Source organism: Actinokineospora lacus (assembly GCF_053813445.1).
This window is the reverse complement of the sequence record NZ_JBQERA010000006.1, coordinates 46,363-69,253: the sequence shown is the minus strand read 5'-3', so window position 1 is coordinate 69,253 and position 22,891 is coordinate 46,363. Positions and strand designations below refer to the sequence as shown.

At 72.9% G+C, this 22,891-nt stretch carries 20 protein-coding genes; 14 read left to right on the top strand and 6 right to left on the bottom strand.

Features of this window, described 5'->3' with window-relative positions:
• The first annotated feature begins 264 nt into the window (after positions 1–264).
• The 4 genes from mgrA to ACTG9Q_RS16205 all read left to right on the top strand — a co-directional run bounded on the left by mgrA (position 265) and on the right by ACTG9Q_RS16205 (position 5,538).
• The gene (gene mgrA, locus ACTG9Q_RS16220; RefSeq protein ID WP_455573613.1) at positions 265–1,260 is read left to right on the top strand and encodes an L-glyceraldehyde 3-phosphate reductase; all 996 of its coding nucleotides are present in this window, start codon (positions 265–267) and stop codon (positions 1,258–1,260) included.
• Between the two features lie 25 nt (positions 1,261–1,285).
• Positions 1,286–2,344, top strand: a complete 1,059-nt coding sequence (locus ACTG9Q_RS16215; RefSeq protein ID WP_455573612.1) for a Gfo/Idh/MocA family protein — start codon at positions 1,286–1,288, stop codon at positions 2,342–2,344.
• Entirely contained in the window at positions 2,341–2,991 is a 651-nt protein-coding gene (locus ACTG9Q_RS16210; RefSeq protein WP_455573611.1) for an SGNH/GDSL hydrolase family protein, read from the top strand. The genes ACTG9Q_RS16215 and ACTG9Q_RS16210 overlap by 4 nt, the downstream gene beginning before the upstream one ends.
• Before the next feature lie 81 nt (positions 2,992–3,072).
• Complete coding sequence (locus tag ACTG9Q_RS16205) at positions 3,073–5,538, top strand: ATP-binding protein (protein WP_455573610.1); 2,466 nt, start codon at positions 3,073–3,075, stop codon at positions 5,536–5,538.
• Between the two features lie 38 nt (positions 5,539–5,576).
• Here ACTG9Q_RS16205 and ACTG9Q_RS16200 read toward each other — a convergent pair whose 3' ends face one another.
• Both ACTG9Q_RS16200 and ACTG9Q_RS16195 read right to left on the bottom strand, forming a co-directional pair.
• Complete coding sequence (locus ACTG9Q_RS16200; RefSeq protein WP_455573609.1) at positions 5,577–5,801, bottom strand: hypothetical protein; 225 nt, start codon at positions 5,799–5,801, stop codon at positions 5,577–5,579.
• 57 nt (positions 5,802–5,858) lie between these two features.
• Positions 5,859–6,452, bottom strand: coding sequence for a TetR/AcrR family transcriptional regulator (locus ACTG9Q_RS16195; RefSeq protein WP_455573608.1), 594 nt, complete (start codon positions 6,450–6,452; stop codon positions 5,859–5,861).
• A gap of 73 nt (positions 6,453–6,525) precedes the next feature.
• On the opposite strand from ACTG9Q_RS16195, the gene ACTG9Q_RS16190 reads away from it, so the two are divergent.
• The 5 genes from ACTG9Q_RS16190 to ACTG9Q_RS16170 are packed head-to-tail and all read left to right on the top strand — an operon-like array spanning position 6,526 to position 10,774.
• The gene (locus tag ACTG9Q_RS16190) at positions 6,526–7,176 is read left to right on the top strand and encodes a TIGR03086 family metal-binding protein (protein WP_455573607.1); all 651 of its coding nucleotides are present in this window, start codon (positions 6,526–6,528) and stop codon (positions 7,174–7,176) included.
• A gap of 32 nt (positions 7,177–7,208) precedes the next feature.
• Complete coding sequence (locus ACTG9Q_RS16185) at positions 7,209–8,027, top strand: peptidoglycan-binding domain-containing protein (RefSeq protein ID WP_455573606.1); 819 nt, start codon at positions 7,209–7,211, stop codon at positions 8,025–8,027.
• A gap of 40 nt (positions 8,028–8,067) precedes the next feature.
• Positions 8,068–8,793: a (Fe-S)-binding protein gene (locus tag ACTG9Q_RS16180; protein WP_455573605.1), complete on the top strand. Its 726-nt coding sequence runs from the start codon at positions 8,068–8,070 to the stop codon at positions 8,791–8,793.
• Positions 8,793–10,178 carry a lactate utilization protein B gene (locus ACTG9Q_RS16175; protein WP_455573604.1) on the top strand — a complete coding sequence of 462 codons (1,386 nt, stop codon included), beginning with the start codon at positions 8,793–8,795 and terminating at the stop codon, positions 10,176–10,178. The genes ACTG9Q_RS16180 and ACTG9Q_RS16175 overlap by 1 nt, the downstream gene beginning before the upstream one ends.
• Complete coding sequence (locus tag ACTG9Q_RS16170) at positions 10,175–10,774, top strand: LutC/YkgG family protein (RefSeq protein WP_455573603.1); 600 nt, start codon at positions 10,175–10,177, stop codon at positions 10,772–10,774. Before ACTG9Q_RS16175 ends, ACTG9Q_RS16170 begins: the two co-directional genes overlap by 4 nt.
• On the opposite strand, the gene ACTG9Q_RS16165 is transcribed toward ACTG9Q_RS16170, so the two are convergent.
• Positions 10,771–11,169, bottom strand: a complete 399-nt coding sequence (locus ACTG9Q_RS16165) for an STAS domain-containing protein (RefSeq protein WP_455573602.1) — start codon at positions 11,167–11,169, stop codon at positions 10,771–10,773. The genes ACTG9Q_RS16170 and ACTG9Q_RS16165 overlap by 4 nt on opposite strands.
• A gap of 350 nt (positions 11,170–11,519) precedes the next feature.
• Between ACTG9Q_RS16165 and ACTG9Q_RS16160 the strand changes: the two genes are divergently transcribed.
• A complete protein-coding gene (locus ACTG9Q_RS16160) occupies positions 11,520–12,287 on the top strand; it encodes an ANTAR domain-containing protein (protein ID WP_455573601.1) in 768 nt (255 codons plus the stop codon).
• A gap of 15 nt (positions 12,288–12,302) precedes the next feature.
• Here ACTG9Q_RS16160 and ACTG9Q_RS16155 read toward each other — a convergent pair whose 3' ends face one another.
• The gene (locus tag ACTG9Q_RS16155) at positions 12,303–15,188 is read right to left on the bottom strand and encodes a BTAD domain-containing putative transcriptional regulator (RefSeq protein ID WP_455573600.1); all 2,886 of its coding nucleotides are present in this window, start codon (positions 15,186–15,188) and stop codon (positions 12,303–12,305) included.
• A 292-nt stretch (positions 15,189–15,480) separates the two neighbouring features.
• Between ACTG9Q_RS16155 and ACTG9Q_RS16150 the strand changes: the two genes are divergently transcribed.
• The 3 genes from ACTG9Q_RS16150 to ACTG9Q_RS16140 all read left to right on the top strand — a co-directional run bounded on the left by ACTG9Q_RS16150 (position 15,481) and on the right by ACTG9Q_RS16140 (position 19,413).
• The gene (locus ACTG9Q_RS16150; RefSeq protein WP_455573599.1) at positions 15,481–16,203 is read left to right on the top strand and encodes a winged helix-turn-helix domain-containing protein; all 723 of its coding nucleotides are present in this window, start codon (positions 15,481–15,483) and stop codon (positions 16,201–16,203) included.
• 162 nt (positions 16,204–16,365) lie between these two features.
• A complete protein-coding gene (locus tag ACTG9Q_RS16145; RefSeq protein ID WP_455573598.1) occupies positions 16,366–18,258 on the top strand; it encodes a cellulase family glycosylhydrolase in 1,893 nt (630 codons plus the stop codon).
• Positions 18,259–18,561: 303 nt separating this feature from the next.
• Positions 18,562–19,413, top strand: a complete 852-nt coding sequence (locus ACTG9Q_RS16140; protein ID WP_455573597.1) for a DMT family transporter — start codon at positions 18,562–18,564, stop codon at positions 19,411–19,413.
• Between the two features lie 34 nt (positions 19,414–19,447).
• On the opposite strand, the gene ACTG9Q_RS16135 is transcribed toward ACTG9Q_RS16140, so the two are convergent.
• Positions 19,448–20,665 carry a cation:proton antiporter gene (locus ACTG9Q_RS16135; RefSeq protein ID WP_455573596.1) on the bottom strand — a complete coding sequence of 406 codons (1,218 nt, stop codon included), beginning with the start codon at positions 20,663–20,665 and terminating at the stop codon, positions 19,448–19,450.
• A gap of 127 nt (positions 20,666–20,792) precedes the next feature.
• On the opposite strand from ACTG9Q_RS16135, the gene ACTG9Q_RS16130 reads away from it, so the two are divergent.
• Positions 20,793–21,296, top strand: a complete 504-nt coding sequence (locus tag ACTG9Q_RS16130; protein ID WP_455573595.1) for an SPW repeat domain-containing protein — start codon at positions 20,793–20,795, stop codon at positions 21,294–21,296.
• A 78-nt stretch (positions 21,297–21,374) separates the two neighbouring features.
• On the opposite strand, the gene ACTG9Q_RS16125 is transcribed toward ACTG9Q_RS16130, so the two are convergent.
• Entirely contained in the window at positions 21,375–22,736 is a 1,362-nt protein-coding gene (locus ACTG9Q_RS16125; RefSeq protein WP_455573594.1) for a pectate lyase family protein, read from the bottom strand.
• Positions 22,737–22,891: the final 155 nt, after the last annotated feature.

The following is a 22,891-nucleotide window of genomic DNA, read 5'->3' as shown; positions in this document are numbered from 1 at the left end:
TGCGATCTGGGGCGGTCGGCCTCGTGCCGACCGCCCCAGATCGTCGGCGTGGCGACCGACCGACGCCTCGGCTCGTCGGTGTCGTGCCCGCTCAACGGGCCCGGTTCAGCGCGTCGGGCCGGGGTCGACCGCGGGTGTCGCGCACGGCCCGGGTGACCGGGCCATTCTGGATCTGGTCGCGGGCCGTCCGTCCGTGGAACGCTGGTCGCGCGCGGCGGGGTTTTTCCGCTCCCGTGGCGGCACCGCACCTTTGGAAGGATTTCGATGACCGACCCGTACGTGGCCGCGGAGTCCCGCTATGCCGAGATGCCCTACCGGCGCTCCGGCCGCAGCGGACTCAAGCTGCCCGCGATCTCCCTGGGCCTGTGGCACAACTTCGGCGGGGACCGCGGTTTCGACGTGCAGGAGGCGATCCTGCGCCGCGCGTTCGACCTGGGCGTGACCCATTTCGACCTGGCCAACAACTACGGCCCGCCGCCGGGGTCCGCCGAGGCCAACTTCGGCGCGCTGTTCGCCCGAAACTTTCGGCCGTACCGCGACGAGATCATCGTCTCCACCAAGGCGGGCTACGACATGTGGCCCGGTCCGTACGGCGAGTGGGGCTCGCGCAAGTACCTGCTGTCCAGCCTCGACCAGAGCCTCGGCCGCCTCGGTCTGGACTATGTGGACATCTTCTACAGCCACCGCCCCGACCCCGAGACGCCCATGGCCGAGACGATGGGCGCGCTCGACACCGCCGTGCGCTCCGGGAAGGCGCTGTACGCGGGCATCTCCAACTACTCTGCCGAGCAGACCCGCGAGGCCGCCGCGATCCTGGCCGAGCTGGGCACCCCGCTGCTGATCCACCAGCCCGCCTACAACATCCTCGACCGCTGGATCGAGGACGGCCTGCAGGACGCCCTGGACGAGGTCGGCGCGGGCACGATCGCGTACTCGCCCCTGGCCCAGGGCCTGCTGACCGACCGCTACCTGGGCGGCATCCCGGGCGACTCCCGGGCCGCGGGCGCCAGCCCGTTCCTCAACGCCGAGGGCATCACCGAGGACGTGCTGGCCACGATCCGCGCGCTGGACGGCATCGCCAAGCGGCGCGGCCAGAGCCTGGCCCAGCTGGCCCTGGCCTGGGTGCTGCGCGGCGGCCGGGTCACCTCCGCGCTGATCGGCGCCAGCAGCGTCCGGCAGCTGGAGAACAGCGTCGCCGCCGCGAGCAGACTCGACTTCGACGCCGAGGAACTGGCCGAGATCGACCTGCACAGCCGATGACCGGCGGCCGGATGGGGTGGCGGCCGTGAGCGGGCCGGTCAGCGCCGGGCCGGTCAGCGCCGGGCCGGTCAGCATCGGGCCGGTCAGCGCCGTGCAGGTCGGCCTCGGCGGCCGGGGGACCGACTGGGCGCTGCGGGTGCTGCCCGCCGCGCCGGGCCTGCGGGTCCTCGCCTGGGCGGAGTCCGATCCGGACCACGCCGCGGCCTTCGTCGCGGCCACCGGCGTCGCGAGAATCCACTCCGGACTCAAGGTGGCGCTCGACGCGGTGGACGCCGAGGCGGTGCTCGTCACCACCGACCCGGCGTCGCACGGGGAGGTGATCAGGGCGGCGCTGATCGCCGACAAGCACGTGCTGGTGGAGAAGCCGTTCACCGTCGACCTCACCGAGGCCGAGGACCTGGTCCGCCTCGCGCGCGAGCGCGGGTGCGTCCTCGCCGTCGCGCAGGACTATCGATTCTTCGCCGCGACCTCGCAGGTGCGGCACCTGCTGGCCCAGGAGGTCGTCGGACGGACGCGGCACGTCACGGTGTCCTTCCGACGCAACCAGCGGTTCCCGGCGGGCTGGGTGGACAGCTCGGTGCTGTGGCAGATCTCGGTGCACCACTTCGACCTGCTGCGCGCGTTCTTCGGCGAGGCCAGGTGGATCACCGCGCGCTCGTGGCCGCGCGGGCAGTCCGGGGACCAGGCGCTGGCCTCGTTCTCCGCGGAGATCGAGTTCGCCTCGGGCGTGACCGCCCTCTACAGCGCCAGCGCGAACAGCCCGGCCCCGCCGACGCAGTGGACGGGCACCTGGACCGTCGAGTGCGACGACGGGGTGCTGGAGTGGGCCGGGTCCGAGCCCGCCGACGGCGCCTACGCCCGGTTCGCCCGCGTGGGCGGGTGCGCCACGACGGAGGTCCCGGTCGGCATCCCGGTGGTGCGCGACCGCTGGGCCGTGGTCGACCAGTTCGTCCGCGCCGTGCGCACGGGCGTGGACAGCGAGATCAGCGGCCGGGCGAACCTGGGCACCATCGCCATGGCCAGCGCCGCCGAGACCAGCATGGCCAGCGGCCAGTGCGTGACCCTTCCCGGAGGACACCCGTGACCGGAACGAGAACCCTGCGCGTCCTGCCGCTCGGCGACTCCATCACCTCCGCCGAGGACGGCTGGCGGCGCCTGCTCTGGGACCGCGTCGTCGCCACCTTCGGCCCAGCCGCCGTCGAATTCGTCGGCACCCAGCGCGACGGTGTTGATCAAGACGCCGACTACGACGACGCGCACGAGGGCCACAGCGGCGCCCTGGTCACCGACGTCGCCGCCGCGGGCCTGCTGACCGGCTGGCTGCGCGCCACCGACCCCGACGTCGTCCTGATGCACTTCGGCACCAACGACATCTGGCGCGGCACCCGCTCGCAGGCGTCCGTCATGGCCGCCTTCGACACCCTGCTGGCCGCCATGCGCGCCCACCACCCCGACATCACCCTGCTCGTGGCCCGCATCGCCCCGATGGACCCGGGCAGCCAACCCGGCTGCCCACCGCGCGTCGCGGCCCTCAACACCGCCATCGCCGCCTGGGCCGCCGCGAACACCACCGCCCGCTCCCCGGTCACCGCGGTGGACCACTGGACCGGCTTCTCGGTCGCCGACGACACCAGCGACGGCGTGCACCCCAACGAGACGGGCAACGCGAAGATGGCCGAGCGCTGGTTCGCCGCCCTCGCCGACGTCCTCGACCCGGCGCTGATCTCGTAGGCCACCCGGGGTGGCCCGGGTGAGCGGGGTGTCGGAGGATCGGGTCCGCGCCCGACCGGCGGCGCCGAGGGGAGGAGCGCCATGGCCCGCCGCGGGGAGCTGCGCATCTACCTCGGCGCCGCGCCGGGCGTCGGCAAGACCTTCGCCATGCTCTGCGAGGCGCGCCGCCGCCGGGAGCGGGGCACCGACGTCGTCATCGGCCTGGTGCAGGCGCACGGCCGGGCCAAGACCGCCGAGCTGCTCGATGGCCTCGAGGTCGTCCCGGTCCGCGCGGTCGGGCACCCCGCCGTGCCCGAGATGGACGTCGACGCGCTGATCGCGCGCGGGCCCGAGGTCGCCGTCGTCGACGAACTCGCCCACGGCAACGCCCCCGGCTCCCGCAACCCCAAGCGGTGGCAGGACATCGAGGAGCTGCTGGACGCGGGCATCGACGTGCTGTCCACGGTGAACGTCCAGCACCTCGAATCCCTCAGCGACGTCGTCCAGCGCATCACCGGGGTGCGCAGGCGCGAGACCGTGCCCGACGAGGTGGTCCGCGCGGCCGGGCAGATCGAGCTGGTCGACATCACCCCGGAGGCGCTGCGGCGCAGGCTCGCGCACGGCAACGTCTACCCCGCCGACCGGATCGATGCCGCCCTGGGCAACTACTTCCGCCTCGGCAACCTCACCGCGCTGCGCGAGCTGGCCCTGCTCTGGGTCGCCGACCAGGTCGACGTCGCCCTGCGCCGCCACCGCGCCGAGCAGGAGATCACCGAGACCTGGGAGGCCAGGGAGCGGGTCGTGGCCGCGGTGACCGGCGGCGCGGAGAGCGAGACGCTGATCCGGCGGGCCCGGCGCGTCGCCAACCGGGCGGGCGCCGACCTGCTCGTGGTGCACGTCCTGCGCGGCGACGGCCTGGCCGGGACCCCGCCCGAGGTGGTGGCCGCGTGCAGGCGCACCGCCGAGGACGTCGGCGCCACCTTCCACACCGTGGTGGGCGACGACGTGCCGACGGCGCTGCTGGAGTTCGCCCGCGGGGTCGACGCCACCCAGCTCGTGGTGGGCACGTCCCGGCGCTCACGGCTGGCCAGGGCCCTGGACGAGGGCATCGGCTGGACGACCGTGCAGCTGTCCGGGCCGATCGACGTGCACATGGTCACCCACGACGAGGCCGGGGACCGGCGGCGCTTCGGCGGCCGGTCCCTGCGCGGGTGGCGGGTGTGGCTGGGCTGGCTGGCCGCCGTCGTCCTGCCCGCCGCGGCCACCGCCGCGGGTTTCGTGCTCGACCCGCACGCCGCCAGCGGCTTCTTCCTGGCCACCGTCGTGGCCGCGCTCGTGGGCGGGCTCGGCCCCGCGCTGCTGAGCGCGGTGCTGGGCGCCGGGCTGCTGAACTTCTTCTTCACCCCGCCGTACCGCAGCGTCGCGGTGGCCGGGCCGGAGAACGTGGTGGCCCTGCTGGCGATGCTCGCCGTCGGGGTGGTCGTCGCCGTGGTGGTCGACCGCGCGACCCAGCTCGCCGTGCGGGGCGCGCGGGCCCGCACCCAGGCCGAGCTGATCTCCTCCTACGCCCGCACGGTGCTCACCCACCCGGCCCCGCTGGACCGGCTGCTGGAGAAGGTGCGGGAGAACTTCGGGCTGGAGTCGGTCGCGCTGTTGGAGCGCCGCGACACCCGCTGGGAGCGGGTGGCCTGTGCCGGGCCGGAGCCCTGCGACGAGCCCGACGACGCCGACGTCGACGTGCCGGTGACCGCCGAGGTGCACCTGGCGCTGCGCGGGCGCGCGCTGCCCGCGTCCGACCAGCGCATCCTGGAGACCGCCGCGGGCCAGGCCCTGCTCGCCCTGCGCCAGCAGCGGATGGCCGCCGAGGCGGCGCTGGCCCAGCGCCGCGCCGAGGCCGACCGGCTGCGCACCGCCCTGCTCTCGGCCGTCGGCCACGACCTGCGCACCCCGCTCACCTCGATCAAGGCCGCCGTGGGCAGCCTGCGCGACCCGGGGCTGCGGCTGTCCGAGGACGACACCGGCGAACTGCAGGCCGCCATCGAGGAGTCGGCCGACCGGCTCGTCGCCCTGATCGACAACCTCCTGGACTCCTCCCGCATCGCCGCGGGCGCGGTGGCCCCGCACCTGCGCGCGGTCGGCTACGACGAGGTCGTCGCCCGCGCCCTCATCGGCATCGACGGGGCGGTCACCGTCGAGGTGGACGAGCGCCTGCCCGGTGTCACCGCCGACCTGGGCCTGCTGGAGCGGGTCGTGGCCAACGTCGTCGACAACGCCCTGCGCCACGGCGGTCCCGACCCGCGGGTCGCCGTCCGGGCCAGTGCCCACGGCGACCACGTCGAGCTGCGGGTCGTCGACCACGGCCCTGGCCTGCCCAAGCACACGTCCGACCGGGTGTTCTCCCCGTTCCAGCGCCTGGGTGACCGCGATCCCAGCACCGGCATCGGCCTCGGGCTGAGCGTGGCCAAGGGCTTCACCGAGGCCATGGGCGGCACCATCACCGCGGAGGACACCCCGGGCGGCGGTTTGACCATCGTGGTCTCACTGCCCCGCGCGGCCCGGTCCGGGTGAGTGGGCGGGTGGGGCGCCTGCCCCACCCGCCCGTCACATCACTTGGTCTGCGCGTCCAAGTCCACCAGGCTGGCGGCCAGGCGGAAGTACTTGTTGGCGCCCAGGTCGCGGACGGTGCTGATGTCGAAGGCCGCGGCCAGCTTCTCCGCGTCGCCCTCACTGACGCCTGCCAGGGCGGCGACGGGGGCGTCCAGGATCTCGGCGACGGAGAGGTTCTCGTAGGCCTTGTCGAGCTGCTTGGCCAGGTCCGCGGAAACGGCCACGGTGTCACTCCTTCAAAGGTGGGGATGGGTGTGGCCGATACCCTACGGACATGTTGATCAAGGGTTGAGGCGGGCCTTGATGCCGGTGATGGCGCGGTCGTAGGCGGTCTCGGAGTTGGTGAGGACGGCCTCGGTGTTGGCGGCGCGGGCCAGGGCGTCGACCTCGAAGGCGACCTGGTGGGGGTCGGTGCCCCCGGGGAGGTCGCCGAGGTCGACGGCGACGCTGACGAGGTCGGCCAGCAGGGCGTTCCACTGGGCGCTGCCGGTGAGCACCGCGTCGTGCACGCGGCCCTCGCGGGCGTCGAACTCGGCGAGGACGCCCGCGAAGAAGCAGCCGCCGGGGAAGACCCGCCTGCGGGAGTAGGCGAGCCACTGCTCGCACAGGGCGATGAGGCGGGCCCGGCCGGGCGGGGCGGTCAGCGCGGGGCGGATGACCTCGTCGCGGAAGATCTCCTCGGCGTGGGCGATGGCGGCGAGCTGGAGGTCCTCTTTGGACCCGAAGTGGGCGAACACGGTGCTCTTGCTCAGTCCCAGCTCGGTGGCCAGCCTGCCGATGGTCAGCCCTTCGAGCCCTTCCACCGAGGCGATGTCCGCCGCCCGGCGCAGGATCGTGCGGCGGGTCTGCTCGCCCCGCGCCAGTCGGCCGTCCACGAAGTCAATCTAGACGACCGGGGTGATCATCTGAAACTATCTGACCGATCGTTCGTACAACTTTGGAGCCGCCATGGACATCAGGGCCTTGGACCGCCGCGCGGTGGAGTCGACCGGCACGGTGATCGACAAACTCACCGACGAGCAGCTCGACCTGCCCACCCCCTGCGACAAGTGGACCGTCCGCGAGGTGATCGGCCACCTGGTCGACAACAACCACAACCTGGTGGCCCGGGTCACCGGCCTGCCCAAGCGCGAGGCGGGCGAGGACCCCCGGCGCGACTACCGCGTCGCGGCCGCAGCCCTGACCGGGGCCTTCGTCGACGACGCCGCGCTGGAGGTGTCCTTCGAGATGGCGGTGATCGGCCGCTCGGTGAACGGCGCGACCGCCCTGTCGGTGCACTTCGCCGACGTCCTGGTGCACGGCTGGGACCTCGCCCGCGCGATCGGCGTCGACATCGCCCTCGACCCCGAGCTGGTCGAGGCCGCGCTCACGATCGTCGGGCGCTACCCGGACACCGGCGAGCTGTGGGCCGAGGGCGGCACGATCTTCGCCCCGCGCGTCCCCGTCCCCGACGACGCCGACCCGCGGCGCCGCCTGCTCGCCATGACCGGCCGTTCCCTGGACTGGAACCCCGGCGTGACCCGGGCCGGACGGGTGCGCGGCCTCCCGCGCGCCCGTCCGGCACTTGGTCCTTGCGAATCCCCTGGTGTGGGCGATTGACTCATCACGTCCGCATCGAGTGAGGAGTCGCCATGGGCTTACGGGGTGTGCTGGCCGCCGTCGTCGCCGCCGTCGGGATCACGGTCGTGCCCGGCGCGGTCGCGCAGGCGCTGCCCGCGGTCAACATGGAAGCGGTGGTCAAGGCGGCGCAGATCGACCCGCGGCGGGCGGACTCGGCGATCACGCCGGGCAGCGGCGACAGCGTGCGGCTGGTCGAGCAGGCGCTCGACGCCCGCAACCTGCTGGCCGCGGAATACGTCGACGGGCACTTCGGCACCAAGACCATCGAGGCGTACGCGGCGTACCAGCGCTCGCTCGGCTACACCGGCCTCGACGCCTCCGGGCTGCCCGGTCAGGGCTCGCTGCGCCAGCTCGGCGAGTCGCGCTACACCGTCACCTACGCGCTCTCACCCGGCACCCGGGTCAGCTACCGCGGTGTGCAGATGAACACCCGCACCAAGGCGATGCTCCTGGAGGCCGAACGGCTCCTGGGCCGCACCCTCGGCATCACCCAGGGCTCCTACAACACCGGCAACCCCGGCTCGGCGGGCACCCACGACGGCGGCGGGGTCCTCGACATCTCCGTCTCCGGCATGACCGCCACGACCCGCACCACCGTCGCCCGCGAGCTGCGCAGGGTCGGCTTCGCGGCCTGGGTGCGCACCCCGGCCCAGGGCGACTGGGGCTACCACATCCACGCCGTCGCCCTGGCCGACACCGACATGTCCCCGGCCGCCCAGCACCAGGCGGGCGACTACTACCTCGGCCGCAACGGCCTGGCCAACCGCGGCCCGGACGACGGCCCCGCGGTGACCCCCAAGCGCACGTGGGAGGAGTACCGGCGCGTCTGAGTCATGCTCCACATCCGAAAGACGGCCTAAGCTCGACCGGGTGAGAGTCGCCCTGTTCGTCACGTGCCTTGTCGACGGGCTGTTCCCCGAGGTCGGCAAGGCGACGGTGACCCTGCTCGAACGGCTGGGCCACGAGGTCGTCGTCCCGCGCGGGCAGACCTGCTGCGGGCAGATGCACATCAACACCGGCTACCCGGAGCAGGCCGTGCCGGTCGTGGCCAACCACGTCGCGGCCTTCGCCGACGCCGACGTGGTGGTCACGCCGTCGGGCTCCTGCGCGGGCTCGATCCGCCACCAGCACGCCGACACCGCGCGCGAGCACGGGTCGGCGGCGCTGGCCGACGCGGCGGCCGCCGTCGCCGCCAAGACCCACGAGCTCTCGGAGTTCCTGGTCGACGTGCTCGGCGTGACCGACGTCGGCGCGTACTTCCCGCACCGGGTGACCTACCACCCGACCTGCCACTCGCTGCGCGTGCTGCGGGTGGGGGAGCGGCCGCTGCGGCTGCTGCGCGCGGTGCGCGGCATCGACCTGGTCGAGCTGCCCGACGCGGAGACCTGCTGCGGCTTCGGCGGCACCTTCGCGCTCAAGAACGCCGACACCTCCACCGCCATGCTCACCGACAAGATGACCGCCGTGCTGGGCACCGGGGCGCGGGTCCTCACCGCGGGGGACTCCTCCTGCCTCATGCACATCGGCGGCGGCCTGTCCCGGCTGCGCGGCGGCGTGCGGACCGTGCACCTCGCCGAGATCCTGGCAGGGCAGTGATGACCTTCCTGGGTATGCCCGCGGGCAGCGGGAACCTCACCGGCGCGCCGTTTCCCGCCGCCGCCCGGGAGGCGCTGGGCAACGCGCAGCTGCGCCGCAACCTGGCCAAGGCCACCGGGACCATCCGCGCCAAGCGCGCCGCCGTCGTCGGGGAGCTGCCGGACTGGGCCGCGCTGCGGGCCGCGGGCGCGGCCATCAAGGACGACGTCCTGGCCAACCTCGACACCTACCTGACGCGCTTCGAGGCGGCCCTGGCCGAGCGCGGCACCACCGTCCACTGGGCGCGCGACGCCGAGGAGGCCTGCCGGATCGTCACCGGGCTGGTCGGCGACGCCCGCGAGGTCATCAAGGTCAAGTCGATGGCCACCGCCGAGATCGGGCTCAACGAGGCCCTGGCCGCCGCGGGCGTCGCCGCCGTGGAGACCGACCTCGCCGAGCTGATCATCCAGTTGGGGCACGACCGGCCGAGCCACATCCTGGTCCCCGCCATCCACCGCAACCGCGCCGAGATCCGCGACATCTTCCGCGCCGCCATGGGCGACCAGGACCTCTCCGACGACCCGCGGGCCCTCGCCGAGGCCGCCCGCGCGCACCTGCGGCGCAAGTTCATGACCGTCGACGTGGCCATCTCCGGCGCCAACTTCGCCGTCGCCGACACCGGCGGCCTGGTCGTGGTGGAGTCCGAGGGCAACGGGCGCATGTGCCTGACGCTGCCGCGCACCCTGATCAGCGTCGTGGGCATCGAGAAGCTGATCCCCACCTGGCAGGACCTGGAGGTCTTCCTGCAACTGCTGCCGCGCTCCTCGACCGGCGAGCGGATGAACCCCTACACCTCGGTGTGGACCGGCCCGACCGAGGGCCAGACCAGCCACGTGGTGCTGCTCGACAACGGCCGCACCGCCACCCTCGCCGACCCCGGCGGCCGCGCGGCCCTGCGCTGCATCCGCTGCTCGGCCTGCCTGAACTCCTGCCCGGTCTACGAGCGCACCGGCGGCCACGCCTACGGCTCCACCTACCCCGGCCCGATCGGCGCGGTGCTCTCCCCGCAGCTCACCGGCGTCGACCGCAACCCGACCCTGCCGTACGCCTCCTCGCTGTGCGGGGTCTGCCTCGACGTCTGCCCGGTCGCCATCGACATCCCCGCCATGCTCGTCCACCTGCGCGCCCGGGTGCCGAAGCCCGCGCCGGAAGCCGCGGCCATGCGCGTTGCCGCCTGGGCCATGTCCGATGCCCGCCGCTGGTCGCGCCTGCTGCGCGCGGGCCGCTTCACCCGGCTGCTGTCCCGGGCCCGCTCCCTGCCGCCACCCCTGTCGGCCTGGACCCGCGCCCGCGACCTCCCCCAGCCGCCGCCCCAGACCTTCCGCGACTGGTGGGAGTCCCGATGACCGACGCCCGCGCGGCCATCCTCGCCCGCGTCCGCGCCGCCCTGGCCGACCGGCCCTCCGCCGCCATCCCGAGGGACTACCGCGCCGCGGGCTCCCGCGGCCCCGGCGACATCGAGCGCTTCGCGGAGGTGCTGCGGGACTACCGCGCCCAGGTCCGCGTCACCGCCGACGTCCCCGCGGCCATCGCGGAGGCCATCGCCGCGCGCGGCGCGGCCCGGGTCGTGGCCGCGCCCGGCTGCCCGCCGGAGTGGGGCGGCGACCGCGCGCCCAGCGGCGTGGCCGAGCTGGACCGGGTCGACGCCGTCATCACCGCGTGCCACGTCGCCGTCGCCGACACCGGGACGATCGTGCTCGACCACGACGCCGCCGACCAGGGCCCGCGCGCGCTGACCCTGGTCCCGGACTACCACCTGGTCGTCGTGCGGGCCGAGCAGGTCGCCGCGGGGGTGCCGGACGCGGTGGCCGCGCTGCGGGACGTGCGGACGCAGACGTGGGTCAGCGGGCCGTCGGCGACCAGCGACATCGAACTGGAGCGGGTGGAGGGCGTGCACGGGCCGCGCACCCTGGAGGTCGTCATCGCGCTGGCCCTGGACTAGTCCAGGGCCTCGTCCAGCGTGGCGTGGACGTCGAACACGCGGTCCAGGCTGAGGAGGGCCAGGGGCCGCAGCACCGGCCGCCCCGCGGCCACGACGCGGAACGCGATGTAGTGCTCGTGGGCGCGGGAGCGGTGGTGCAGCAGCGTGGTGATGCCCGCGACACCGAGGAACCCCACCCTGCTCAGGTCCAGCACGGCCAGGGTGTGCTTGTCGAGGACCAGCGCGGCGGAGAGCCAGGCGTCCAGGCGGGGCGCGGTGGCCATGTCGAGGTCGCCCGCCACCTCCACGAGGAGCACCGTCGGGTCGGGCTCGGCGAAGGCGACCCGCAGCGCGCCGGTGTCGAAAGTGGCCGCCTGGGCGCGGATGGGGTCATCCGGCACGGCGTAGCCACTCATGCGCACTCGGTGGGTGGGGCTGACATGAGGGTTGATGGGGCTGACATGGGGGAAGTCTCCGTTCGTGCCTGCGGTTCGAGGCCGAACTCCCCACGAGATGAAAGGCCCAGGGGCAGTCAGGGAACCGTATGAGGACGGCCTGCAGCGCTGCTGCCGGATGGCATGCAGTGCTGCCCGGCTGACTGCACAACCGCGGCACTGGTGATTCTAGAGGACCGGTGGGTTCTGTACAGTCTCGGCCGACGGATGTTCGGCAGCGCAGCATCCAGGCATGACGTTTCGCCTCCGGCCCCCTGAAGCGGCAAGGCCGGTTGCCTGGCTCATCTGGCCGCTGCCGTGGAGGACTTGCGATGACTGGCGCTGTCGAGCGCGCGCTGACGCTCGCCCAGGAACTGGTCGAGGTGTCCCGCTTGTCCGAGGACGACGATATCAACGCGGTCCTGACAAGATTCGTGTCCCGGGTCGTCCGCACGGTCCCGGGGTGCGCCGAGGCCACCATAACCGTGCGCACGGCGGACGGCATCGAAACCGTCGCCGCGGTCGAACTGGACGGCGTCGGCGAGCCGGAGGCGCCCATCGCCCACGACCCGATCGCCGAAGCCCTCCAGTTCCGTGAGCCGCGGCGCATCGACGACACCGCCAGCGACCAGCGCTGGCCCGCCTTCAGCGCCCAGCTGGCCCGTCGCGGCTACCGCAGCGCCCTCGCCCTGCCGATCCCCACCCAGCGCTCGACGGCGGCGGTGCTGACGCTCTACTCGCGTTCGCCGCACCAGTTCGACGAGACCGCCTATGACATCGTGCTGCTGCTGACCCTGCACGCGGGGGTCGTCTTCGACAACGCGCAGCTGTTCCACGACAGCCGCAGCCTGGTGGACCAGCTGAACACCGCCTTGGACACGCGCCAGACGATCGGGCAGGCGCAGGGTTTGCTGATGCGCGTTTACCAGTGCGACGTGGAATCGAGCTTCCGGCTGCTGAAGGGCGCGTCGCAGAATACGAACTCCAAGCTGCGGCAAGTCGCGTCGACGCTGATCAGCGCCCATGAACAAGAGGATCTCCCCGCCGCCTTGCGGAAGTTCGGCCTCGACCCGGACATATCGCCCGCTCCGGCGCTCTGAAGGGGGCTTGGCGCCCTACCGGAGGTCGGCCAGGCGAGCGCGGATCTCCTCGGCCACCGGGTGCCCGATGCTCTCCAGGGTGACCAGCGCCTCGTACCAGTACCGCCGCCCCGTGGTCGGATTCCCGGTCGCGCACAGCAGCGTCCCGATCGCGTCCATCGTGGTCCCGCGGCCCTCGGTGTCGCCGATCTCCTCCCGCAACTCCAGCGCCCGCCGATAGTCCCGCATGGCGTCGTCGAACTGCCCCGCGCGCCAGTGCGCGTACCCCAGGTTGTGCAGGGCGTGGCCCTCGATGTGGCGATCCGCCAGGAGCCCGGCCAGTGACAGCGCCTCGGCCAGGTGGTCGAACGCGACCGCCGTCCCGGCCGTGATCTCCCCCAGGTTGCACAGCACCCGGGCCGTGCCCGCGGCGGAGCGCTCCCGCCTGCACAGGTCGAGGGCCTCGCCCAGCGCCTTGACCGCCTGCTCCGCCCGCCCGGCCTTGTGGTGCACCATCCCCAGGCCGTCCAGCGCCGCCGCCCGCCCGTGCGTGGCGCCCAGTTCCCGGAACAGCTGCTGGGCCCGTTCCAGGCGTTCCTCGGCGATTCCGGTGTCGCACAGGCAGTACTGCGCCGCCGCGCCCGCGCTGTAGTGCATCGCCGCGGTTGCCCGCTGGTCGTTCTCCGCCTCGGCGGCGGCCAGCCCCGCCAGCGACATCGTCTCCCAGTTCTGCACGTCGTAGGTCCGCCACAGGAACCCGCGCAGCACGTCGGTCAGCAGCCAGGCGCCCATCCGCGGCCCGTGCTCGGCCATGTGCTGGACCATCGCCGAGAGGTTGGCGCGCTCGGCTTCCAGCCAGTCATCGGGCGGGGGAGCGGCGGCGGCGGTGACGAAGGGCGGGATGTCGCACAGGCGCAGCATCCCCGGGTAGCGCGAGCTGGTGGCGTGGTGGGCGCTGTGGAGGTAGTGCAGCAGCAGCCGCTGCCGGGCGTGCTCCCGCTCGGCGTCGTCGTCCTCCTCCACGCAGCGTTGCGCGGCGAAGAGGCGCAGGAGGTCGTGGAAGTGGAAGCGGTCGCGGGCGCGGCGCTGGACCAGGTGCGCGGCGACGAGCTGGTCGAGGGTGCCCGCGGCCTCCTCGACGGACATGCCCAGCAGGGTGGCGGCCGCGGGCAGTCCGATGTCCGCGCCGGGGACCAGGCCCAGCAGCCGGAACGCGCGGGCGGCCCGCGGGTCCAGGGCGGCGTAGGACAGGGCGAAGGCGGCGTGCACCGCGGTGGTGCTGTCGCCGCTGACCGACAGCTCGCGCAGCCGGTTGCCGTCGCGCAGGGCCGCGGTGTAGTCGGCCACCGACTCGTAGGCGCCGAGGCAGACGTTCGCCGCGGCGATGCGCAGGGCCAGCGGCAGGTGCGCGCACAGCCGGGCCAGCTCGTCCACTGTGTCCGGTTCCCCGTGGACCAGGGCGCGCAGCAGGTCGGTGGCCTCGGCGTGGGTCAGGACGTCGAGGCGCAGGATGAGGGCGTCGTCGCGGACCCGGAGGCCGGAGAGGTCGTTGCGGCTGGTGACCACGACCGCGCAGTTCGGGTTCGCCGGGATCAGCGGGCGCACCTGCTCGGCGCTGACGGCGTTGTCCAGCACCAGCAGGACGCGCCGGTCGGCCAGCATGGAGCGCAGCAGCGCGCCCCGGGTGTCCACGTCGAGCGGGATCGCCGCCGGGGGGACGCCGAGGGCCTGCAGGAAGCTGTTCAGCGCGTCGCCCGCCGTGCGCGGCGCGCTCTCGGAGTAGCCGTGCAGGTTGAAGAACAGCTGGCCGTCGCTGAAGCGGTGGCGGACGCGGTGGGCCCAGTGCACGGCCAGCGAGGTCTTGCCGACCCCCGCCGTGCCGCTGATGACCGTCACCGCGGCCCGGCCGCCGGTGAGCGACAGCTGCGCGTCCAGCTCGCGCAGGTGCGCCGCGCGCCCGGAGAAGGTGGCCGGGCCGGGCGGGAGCTGCGCGGGCACCAGGGCGGAGCCGATCTCGGCCTGCCCGGACTCCTGGCGGAGGATGCGCAGGTAGACGCCCTCCAGCTCGGGCCCTGGCGCGATCCCGAGGCTCTCGTCGAGCTGCGTGCTGACGTCCTTGAACAGCCGCAGGGCCGCGACCCGCTGGCCGGACGCGGCCAGCGCGAGCATGATCCGCGCGTTCACGCCCTCGTGCAGCGGATCGGTCTGCAGCGCCTCCCACAGCCTGCGCAGCGCCTGCTGGTGGGCGCCGCGGCGGATCGCGAGGTCGGCGTGGGCGAGCACGGCGGTGGTGCGCTGGCGGACCGCGGCGACGGCCGCCGGGTGCTGGGCCAGCCCCGGGTCGACGTCGGAGAGCACCGGGCCCCGCCACAGGGCCAGCGCCTGGTCGTAGGCGTCCTCGTCGGCGTCCACCGTCGCGGCCTGGAATTCCAGCAGGTCGCACTGCTCGGTGGCCAGGGTGAGCCGGTACCCGGAGCCTGCCCGGCTCAGCCTGCCCTCGTCGTCGAGCAGCTTGCGCAGCCGGGCGACGTAGGTGTGGATCAGGTTCGGGTAGGTGGCCGGAATCCGGTTGCCCCAGAGGAAGTCGACGATCTCCTCGCGGGACACCGCCTCGTTCGCCTGCAGCGCCAGCAGTCCCAGCAGCCGCCGCTGCATGGCCGGGCCGGGGTCGACCGCCTCGCCCGCTCTGCGCACCAGCAGCGGTCCGAGCACCGAGACGCGGACCGCGCGCTCGCTGCCGGTCTGGTCGCCGAGCACGGCGGTCAGCCTGCGCAGCGACTGCGCGTGCGGCTGCTTCACCCTGCCCTGCTCGATGTCGCGCAGGGCGCGCACGCTGATCCCCGCCCGCTGCGCCAACTCCTGTTGGGTGATTCCCACCCGCCTGCGATGCGCGATCAGCTGCGCCCCGAATCCTCCGGTCACCGTCCCCCCAACAGCTCCCTGAACCCCCACCGGCAGGAAAACTACCGCACCCGTCCGACACTTCCGCCGGTTTCTGCCGGTCCGATCGTCCGGTTTCCGTCGGTTCCCGCAGCTCAGGGGTCCGCGACCATGGTCCAGACGATCCACGGGAAGTATAGAATTCAACGACCCTCGCCCCCATAAGCTCGAAAGCCGGAGCAGAGGGGGAGGTCCGGTGCTACGCGTCCACTTCACGGGCGAGGATCTACTGCGGATACGGGTGCTGACCGAGCCGCGGCCGACATGGGAGTTGTTGGTTGCGAGACAACTGTTCCAGACCAGGTGCGCCGACCCGGCGTTCGCCCCGTGGCACCGCAGGGTGCGGCTGCAACTGGGGCCGTCGGCGTCACCGTCGGCGTTCCGCGCCGTCGCCGTCGAGCCGTACTGGTCGAGCATCACCCACTACGTGCGCCAAGACGGGAGATCCCGTGTGGAATCCGCGCTGGCAAGCGGGTTCGAGTCCGTCCTCACCAACCTGCACCCCGCGGTCCGGTGGACGGCGCCAGTGCTGGAGATCGATCACCCGGTGGACCGGACGGTGCACCTGGCGGGCCGCGGCCTGACCCTGGCCCCGGCGTTCTTCTGGTGCGGGACCCCGGTCTCCCTGGGGGAGAGCGTCGACCCGCCGACCCTGGTCTACCCGGTGGTCCGCGACTCGACCTGGACCGCGGTGGCCGAGGCGCGCGCGCCGCACTGCGACTCGCTGATCGCGCTGCTGGGCCGGACCAGGGCCAAGGTGCTGTGGGCGATCGCCGAGCGCCCGCACGTCAACACGACCGAGCTCGCCCGCTCGCTGGGCATCTCCCCGGCGGGGGCCAGCCAGCACGCCACCATCCTGCGGGACGCGGGCCTGGTGACCACGTTCCGCCACAACGGCTCGGCCCTGCACCGGATCTCCGAGCGCGGCGCCGTCCTGCTGGACGACTGCCCGGACGGTGTCCAGCCGCCGATGGCCGAGCGGATGCGAGGAGCCTGACCGCTTAACCGCTCGCGGCATATTGCCTATGTGTTACCTCGCTCATACACTCGGCCGAGTTTGGGAGCGCTCCCAGGGCTCTGTGCTCGTGTCAAGTCCACTGGAAGATCGAGGTACGACATGAAGGTCAGAGGTACAGGGCGAGCGCGGTGGCGCTGGGCGGTGGCCCTTGCCGCCGCCGCCGCGACGGCGTTCGGCGCCGTCGCCGCCGTCCCCACGGCCACCGCCGCGCCCACCGAGGACTGGCTGCACGTCGAGGGCAACCAGATCGTCGACGAGGCGGGCGACCGCGTCTGGCTCACCGGCACCAACTGGTTCGGCTTCAACGCCACCGAGCGGGTCTTCCACGGGCTGTGGTCGGGCAACATCACCGAGATCACCAAGTCGATGGCCGACCGCGGCATCAACATCGTCCGCGTGCCGGTCTCCACCCAGCTGCTGCTGGAGTGGAAGAACGGCCAGACGGTGGTGCCCAACGTCAACACCTACGCCAACCCCGAGCTGGCGGGCAAGAACAACCTCCAGGTGTTCGACTACTTCCTGGAGCTGTGCGAGCGCTTCGGCATCAAGGTGATGCTGGACGTGCACAGCGCGGAGGCCGACAACTCCGGCCACGTCTACCCCATGTGGTACAAGGGCGCGATCACCCCGGAGATCTTCTACCAGACCTGGGAATGGGTCACCGAGCGGTACAAGACCGACGACACCATCGTCGCGATGGACATCGAGAACGAGCCGCACGGCACGCCGAACCAGCCGCCGCGCGCCAAGTGGGACGGCACCACCGATGTCGACAACTGGAAGCACGCCTGCGAGACCGCGGGCAAGCGCATCCTGGCGATCAACCCCAAGGTCCTGATCCTCTGCGAGGGCATCGAGGTCTACCCGCGCGAGGGCAAGAACTGGAGCTCGCCGAACACCAATCCCGACCTGTCGCCGAACTACTACTACAACTGGTGGGGCGGCAACCTGCGCGGCGTGCGCCAGCACCCCGTCAACCTCGGTGCCCACCAGGACCAGCTGGTCTACTCCCCGCACGACTACGGCCCGCTGGTGTTCGACCAGCCGTGGTTCCAGAAGCCGTTCACGAAGGCGACCCTGACCACCGACGTGTGGCGGCCGAACTGGCTCTACATCCACGAGGAGAACATCGCCCCGCTGCTGCTCGGCGAGTGGGGCGGGCGCCTCGGCCAGGACGAGCGCCAGGACCGCTGGATGACCGCCCTGCGCGACCTGATCAAGGAGGAGGGCCTGCACCAGACGTTCTGGGTGCTCAACCCCAACTCCGGCGACACCGGCGGACTGCTGCTCGACGACTGGAAGACCTGGGACGAGACCAAGTACGCGCTGCTCAAGCCCGCCCTGTGGCAGCACAACGGCAAGTTCGTCAGCCTCGACCACCAGGTCCGCCTCGGCGGCGCGGGCAGCACCACCGGCATCAGCCTGGCCGAGCGCTACGGCGGCGGCACCGGTGAGGACACCGTCGCGCCGTCGGTCCCCAGTGGACTGGCCGTCGGCGCCAGGACGTCGTCCTCGGTGGCCCTGTCCTGGGCCGCATCGACCGACAACGTCGCCGTGACCGGCTACGACGTCTACCGCGGCGCCACCAAGGTGGCCACCGCCACGGGCACCTCGCACACCGACACCGGCCTGACCGCGTCGACCACCTACAGCTACACGGTGCGGGCCAGGGACGCGGCGGGCAACACCTCCGCGGCGTCGACGGCGGTCTCGGCCACGACGACGGCGGGCGGTGGCGGCGGGTCCGGCTGCACGGCCACCTACCGCACGCTCAACAGCTGGTCGGGCGGCTTCCAGGCGGAGGTGACGGTGGCCAACACCGGCACCAGCGCGACCCGGGGGTGGAGCGTCGTCCTGTCGCTCGCAGGCGGCCGCACGATCGGCAGCCTGTGGAACGGCACGCTGAGCGGCGCCACGGTGACCAACGCGGCCCACAACGGCGCGCTCGCGCCGTCGGCGAGCACGACCTTCGGCTTCGTCGCCAACGGCCAGGCCGCGGGCGGCGTCAGCGTGGTGAGCTGCACGACCAGCTGACGCTGACGAACCGGTGGCGACCGGCGGCAGGGGTGCGATCCCTGCCGCCGGTCGCTGTCTGCGCCCTCTCGGCGCCTTCTCGGATCGGTGCGGCGCCAAATACCTTCGCGCGTCGGACGTCCGCCGGGTTAGGGTTCCCGTCGTGCACCGACTGTTCACGATCACCCCGCCACCCGCGCGCTGAGCGCGGGGCGAGCGACGGGTTCGGCGGTCCGCCGAACCCGGTGTCAGGGCTGAGCCCCGCAGACGGACGTCCTGTCCCTCTGTCGTCGGAGCGATCCCGCCATGTTCTCCAGTCGATCCATGCTGTTCCTCGCCGGGCTCCTGTGGGGCACCGGCGGGCTCGCCGGTGCCCTGCTGCAGTCCCGCACCGGCCTGCACCCGGTCGCCGTCGCGGCCTACCGGTTGCTCATCGGCGGCGGCCTGGCCGCGTTCGCGTTGTCCAGCCGCCTCTCCAACCTGCCCCGCACCACGGCCGCCGTCCGCAGGCTGCTCGCGGCGGGCGCGCTGATCGGGCTGTTCCAGGCGGGCTACTTCGGGGCGGTGGTGCTGACCTCCGTCAGCCTCGCGACCCTGCTGACCATCGGCAGCGTCCCGGTCTTCGTCGCCCTGGCGACCCTGCGCGACCCCCAGCCGCGCACCCTGGTCGCGATCGCCCTCGCCGTCACCGGGCTGGCGCTGCTGGCGGGCACACCCGGGGACGGCCCGCTCCCGCACACCGCGGGCGGCATCCTGCTGTCCCTGCTCTCCGGCGCCGGTTTCGCCGCGCTGACCATCCTCAACCGGCGCCTGGTCCCCGGGCTGACCAGCGGTGCCACGAACGCGCTCGGCCTGCTGGTCGGCGGCGTCCTGCTGCTCCCGCTCGCCCTGCCCCTCGGCATGGTCCTGCCGCTGCGCGCCGACGTGCTGCTCATCGCCGCGTTCCTCGGCGCCGTCCCGACCGCCGTGGCCTACGGCGCGTACTTCGCGGGCCTGCGGGGCTCGCCCGCGGTGACCGCGGCACTGGCGAGCATGCTCGAACCGCTCACCGCGACCGTCCTGGCGGTGCTCTTCCTCGGCGACCGCCTCACCATCGCGGGCACCGTCGGCGCGACCCTGCTGGCCGCGGCGCTGCTGCTCAACGCCCTCAGCCCGGCACCCGAGCCTGCCCACTAGCGCACCGGCACCGCAGCCCAGGGGCAACTCCGGGTCAACTCCGGGTGTCCTCCTGGTCGTCCTCGTCCCGGCGGTGGCCGCTGGGGAGGTCGTCGGGGGGTTCGACGCTCAGCGCCTTGGCGATGGGGACGTCGGTGGAGGAGTGCAGGACGATCGACAGGGCGATGGTGATGGCCACGAGGTCGAAGACGTCCTCGGCCGCGGCGATCCCGGACTGCAGGACGAGCAGGCCGTAGACGACCGAGGCGAAACCCTTGGGGCCGAACCACGCCACCACCGCGCGCTCGGTGCCCGGCAGCGGGGTGCGCACCAGCGACAGCGCCATCGCCGCGGGCCGCACGAGCAGGATCGCCAGCACCGCCACCGCCCAGGCGCCGAGGCTCAGGTCGGCGATGCGCTCGGGGGTGATGAGCGCGCCGAAGACCAGCAGCGCGGCGAACTTGGTGACCTCGGAGAGCAGGTCACCGACGCGCTCGAAGTGGTGGGCGGCCGCGGGGTCGAGGGTGACCAGGGTGGACCCGGCGGCGAAGGCGGCGAGGTAGGGGTTGGCGTGGGTGAGGTGGCAGGCGGCGTAGAGGATGACCGCGATCGCCAGCGGCCCCAGGGCGTGCAGGCGGGGCTCGGCGGTGAGCAGGCGCAGCCGCCAGGCATAGGAGATCGCCGCGGGCACCGCCACGCCGAGCGCGAGGCCGAGGACCAGCTCAAGGGCCACGGTGCCCAGGTGCGCGTCCTGCTGGGCGGCCGAGGCGAGGAAGATCAGCACGAACGGCAGGGCGAGGCCGTCGTTGAGCCCGGACTCGACGTTGAGCAGCCCGCGCACCCGCGGCGGCACGTCCGTGCGCCCGACGATCGCCGAGGCGAACACCGGGTCGGTGGGGGACAGGATCGCCCCGAGCAGGAAGGCGGTCGTCCAGTCCAGGCCCGCCAGGTAGTGCGCGGGCAGCGCGATGCCGACCATGGTCAGCGGCATCGCCAGGCCCAGGGCCCGCCCGGTCAGCCGCCAGCCCGCCCGCAGCGCGCGGACGTTCGCCCGCTGCCCGTCGGTGAACAGCACCGTGAACAGGGCCAGGTCGGCCAGGGTGCTCACGAGCGGCCCGTCGGAGGGCACGTCCACCAGGGCGAACCCACCCGGGCCGATCAGGGCGCCCGCGACCAGGAACAGCAGCGCCGTGGACAGCACGGACCGCGCGGCGAGACCGGACAGGGAGACGCTGATCAGGAGGACGACGCCGAACGCCAACACCAAAGCCACGCCCCCACCCTGGCCGATGCCCGGCCACCCTGCCACCCGCGCGGATCACGCAGGTGCGTCGAGGGGGTTTGCCCGAGGCCCGGTCTGGGGATGTCGACTGCAGAACCGATGCCCGACGGAGGCCCCGATGAGCACGACCGACAACGATCCCCGGCAGGACGCGGCGTGGGAGACCCTGGACGACCGCACCCCGACCGCGCCGGGAGCCTCGGCCAGCGCCCCGACGGTGAGCAGGACCCGTTCCCCGAACCGGTTCGGCGCGACCCTGCCCAGCGCCCTCGCCCTGCTGGCGGGCGTGTGGGTGGTCATCGCCCCCTTCGCCCTCGGCTACGCCGACGCGGGCGCCTTCGCCTTCTGGAACGACGTCCTGGTCGGCGCCGCGATCGCCCTGGTGGCACTGCCCCGCGTCCTCCGGACCCGCCGGGCGCCCTGGCTCAGCGTGGTCAACGTCGTGCTCGGCGCCTGGCTGGTCCTCGCCCCGTTCCTCGTGGGCTACCGCGAGACCACCCCGGCCGCGGTGGGCAACGACGTCATCATGGGGATCATGGTCGTCATCCTGGCGGGCACCAGCGCCCTGCTGACCTTCCTCGTCCGCGCCCACGACGAGGAGCCCACCGCCGGGTCGCGGTAAGTCCACTCAGGACTCGCGAAGGCCACCGAAAGGCCGGGTGGGCGGGCGCCAGAGGCGCCCGCCCACCCGTTCACGACGTCATACGGAGATCTTGCCCGCGCCCGCACCCGCCGAGACGGACGCCTTGACGGTCGAGGCGCTGTCCAGGGTGTACTGGTAGGGGATCGGGGCGACGGTGCCGCCGCCGGACTGCGGGGTCCCCGAGCCCACGAACACGTTGTTGCGCTGGACGATCGCGCCCGGGTCGGAGTCGGCGTAGCCGACCAGGGTGGGCTCGTCGACGTTCTCGAAGTAGTTGCCCTCGACGAGGACGCCCGCGTTCATGGTGGAGGCGACGCCGTACTCGTTGTCGCGGTAGTAGTTGTTGTAGACGTGGACCGGGTTGCCGAAGCGCACCCGGGGGTGGCGGGTCCCGCTGCCGTCGAAGTAGTTGTGGTGGTAGGACACGCGCAGGTGGCCGACGTCCTGGCTCGCGTTGTCGTCGCTGTGGCCCAGCAGCATCGACTTGTCGTGGCCGAACACGCGGTTCCACGAGACGGTGATGAAGTCCGAGCCCCGCTTGATGTCGACGGCGCCGTCGTAGCCGTTGGTGAAGCTGTTGTGGTCGACCCAGACGTTGGTGGCGCCGGTCTCGATGTTGATGGCGTCGTCGGCCCAGTCGCGGAAGGACAGGTTGCGGATGATGACGTTGCGGTCACCGTTGACGGTGAACCCGCAGCCGACGATCGTGGCGCCGCTGTTGCCCAGGATCGTCTTGTTCGACCGCACGCGCAGCATCCCCGAGCAGGAGATGGTGCCCGACACCCTGATCACCGCGGCGCTGCTGGAGCCCAGCGCCGAGGTCAGGGCCGACGCGCTGCTGACGGTGACGGGGGAGGCGCTGCCGCCGCCGGTGGTGCCGCCGTTCTGCGTGGCCCAGCCCGCGAGGCCGCCGGGCGCGGGCGGGTTCCCCGTGGTGGTGGTCGTCGTTGTCGTGGTGCGGGTGGTGCTCGTCGTCGTGGGGACGACGCCCCCGGTGCAGACCGTCCCATTGAGACGGAACGTGGTCGGCGCCGGGTTGCTGCCCGCCCAGGTCCCGGTGAACCCGGGCGTCATCGACGCGCCGGTGCCCATGCCGGAGCCCCACTCGGGGTTGGTGACCCGAACCCGGGTGCCGCTCTGGCTGAACACGCCGTTCCAGCCCTGCTGGACCGTCTGGCCGCCGGTGAAGTCCCACTCCAGCGTCCAGCCGCCGGTGATCGCGTCACCGAGGTTGGTGACGGTGACGTTCGCGCCGAACCCGCCGCCCCACTGGTCGGCGACGGTGTAGTTGACCCGGCAGCCGGGTGCGGCGCTGGCCGTGCCGCCGACCATCACCAGCCCGGTGGTCACCGCTGCCACTGTGGACACCGCGGTGACCGCGGCCATGCGGCGGGATACGCGTCGTTTGACCAGATTCATGCGTCGCCTCCTTGCGAACAGATGAGGTTGTGCGACCCTCGGGACGAGGGGAACCACCCTGAGCGAGATGTTCGGGGAGCGCTCTCAGTATGGAAGAAAGCGCTTTCAGGAAGCGCTTTCTCCTACGGTAGACCACCTTCGTGGAGCAGACAAGG

Excerpts from the sequence above, each read along its gene's own strand:
- mgrA (WP_455573613.1), top strand. The coding sequence starts at position 265 with ATGACCGACCCGTACGTGGCCGCGGAGTCCCGCTATGCCGAGATGCCC.
- ACTG9Q_RS16205 (WP_455573610.1), top strand. The coding sequence starts at position 3,073 with ATGGCCCGCCGCGGGGAGCTGCGCATCTACCTCGGCGCCGCGCCGGGC.
- ACTG9Q_RS16190 (WP_455573607.1), top strand. The coding sequence starts at position 6,526 with ATGGACATCAGGGCCTTGGACCGCCGCGCGGTGGAGTCGACCGGCACG.
- ACTG9Q_RS16185 (WP_455573606.1), top strand. The coding sequence starts at position 7,209 with ATGGGCTTACGGGGTGTGCTGGCCGCCGTCGTCGCCGCCGTCGGGATC.
- ACTG9Q_RS16175 (WP_455573604.1), top strand. The coding sequence starts at position 8,793 with ATGACCTTCCTGGGTATGCCCGCGGGCAGCGGGAACCTCACCGGCGCG.
- ACTG9Q_RS16170 (WP_455573603.1), top strand. The coding sequence starts at position 10,175 with ATGACCGACGCCCGCGCGGCCATCCTCGCCCGCGTCCGCGCCGCCCTG.
- ACTG9Q_RS16165 (WP_455573602.1), bottom strand. The coding sequence starts at position 11,169 with ATGAGTGGCTACGCCGTGCCGGATGACCCCATCCGCGCCCAGGCGGCC.
- ACTG9Q_RS16160 (WP_455573601.1), top strand. The coding sequence starts at position 11,520 with ATGACTGGCGCTGTCGAGCGCGCGCTGACGCTCGCCCAGGAACTGGTC.
- ACTG9Q_RS16140 (WP_455573597.1), top strand. The coding sequence starts at position 18,562 with ATGCTGTTCCTCGCCGGGCTCCTGTGGGGCACCGGCGGGCTCGCCGGT.
- ACTG9Q_RS16130 (WP_455573595.1), top strand. The coding sequence starts at position 20,793 with ATGAGCACGACCGACAACGATCCCCGGCAGGACGCGGCGTGGGAGACC.
- ACTG9Q_RS16125 (WP_455573594.1), bottom strand. The coding sequence starts at position 22,736 with ATGAATCTGGTCAAACGACGCGTATCCCGCCGCATGGCCGCGGTCACC.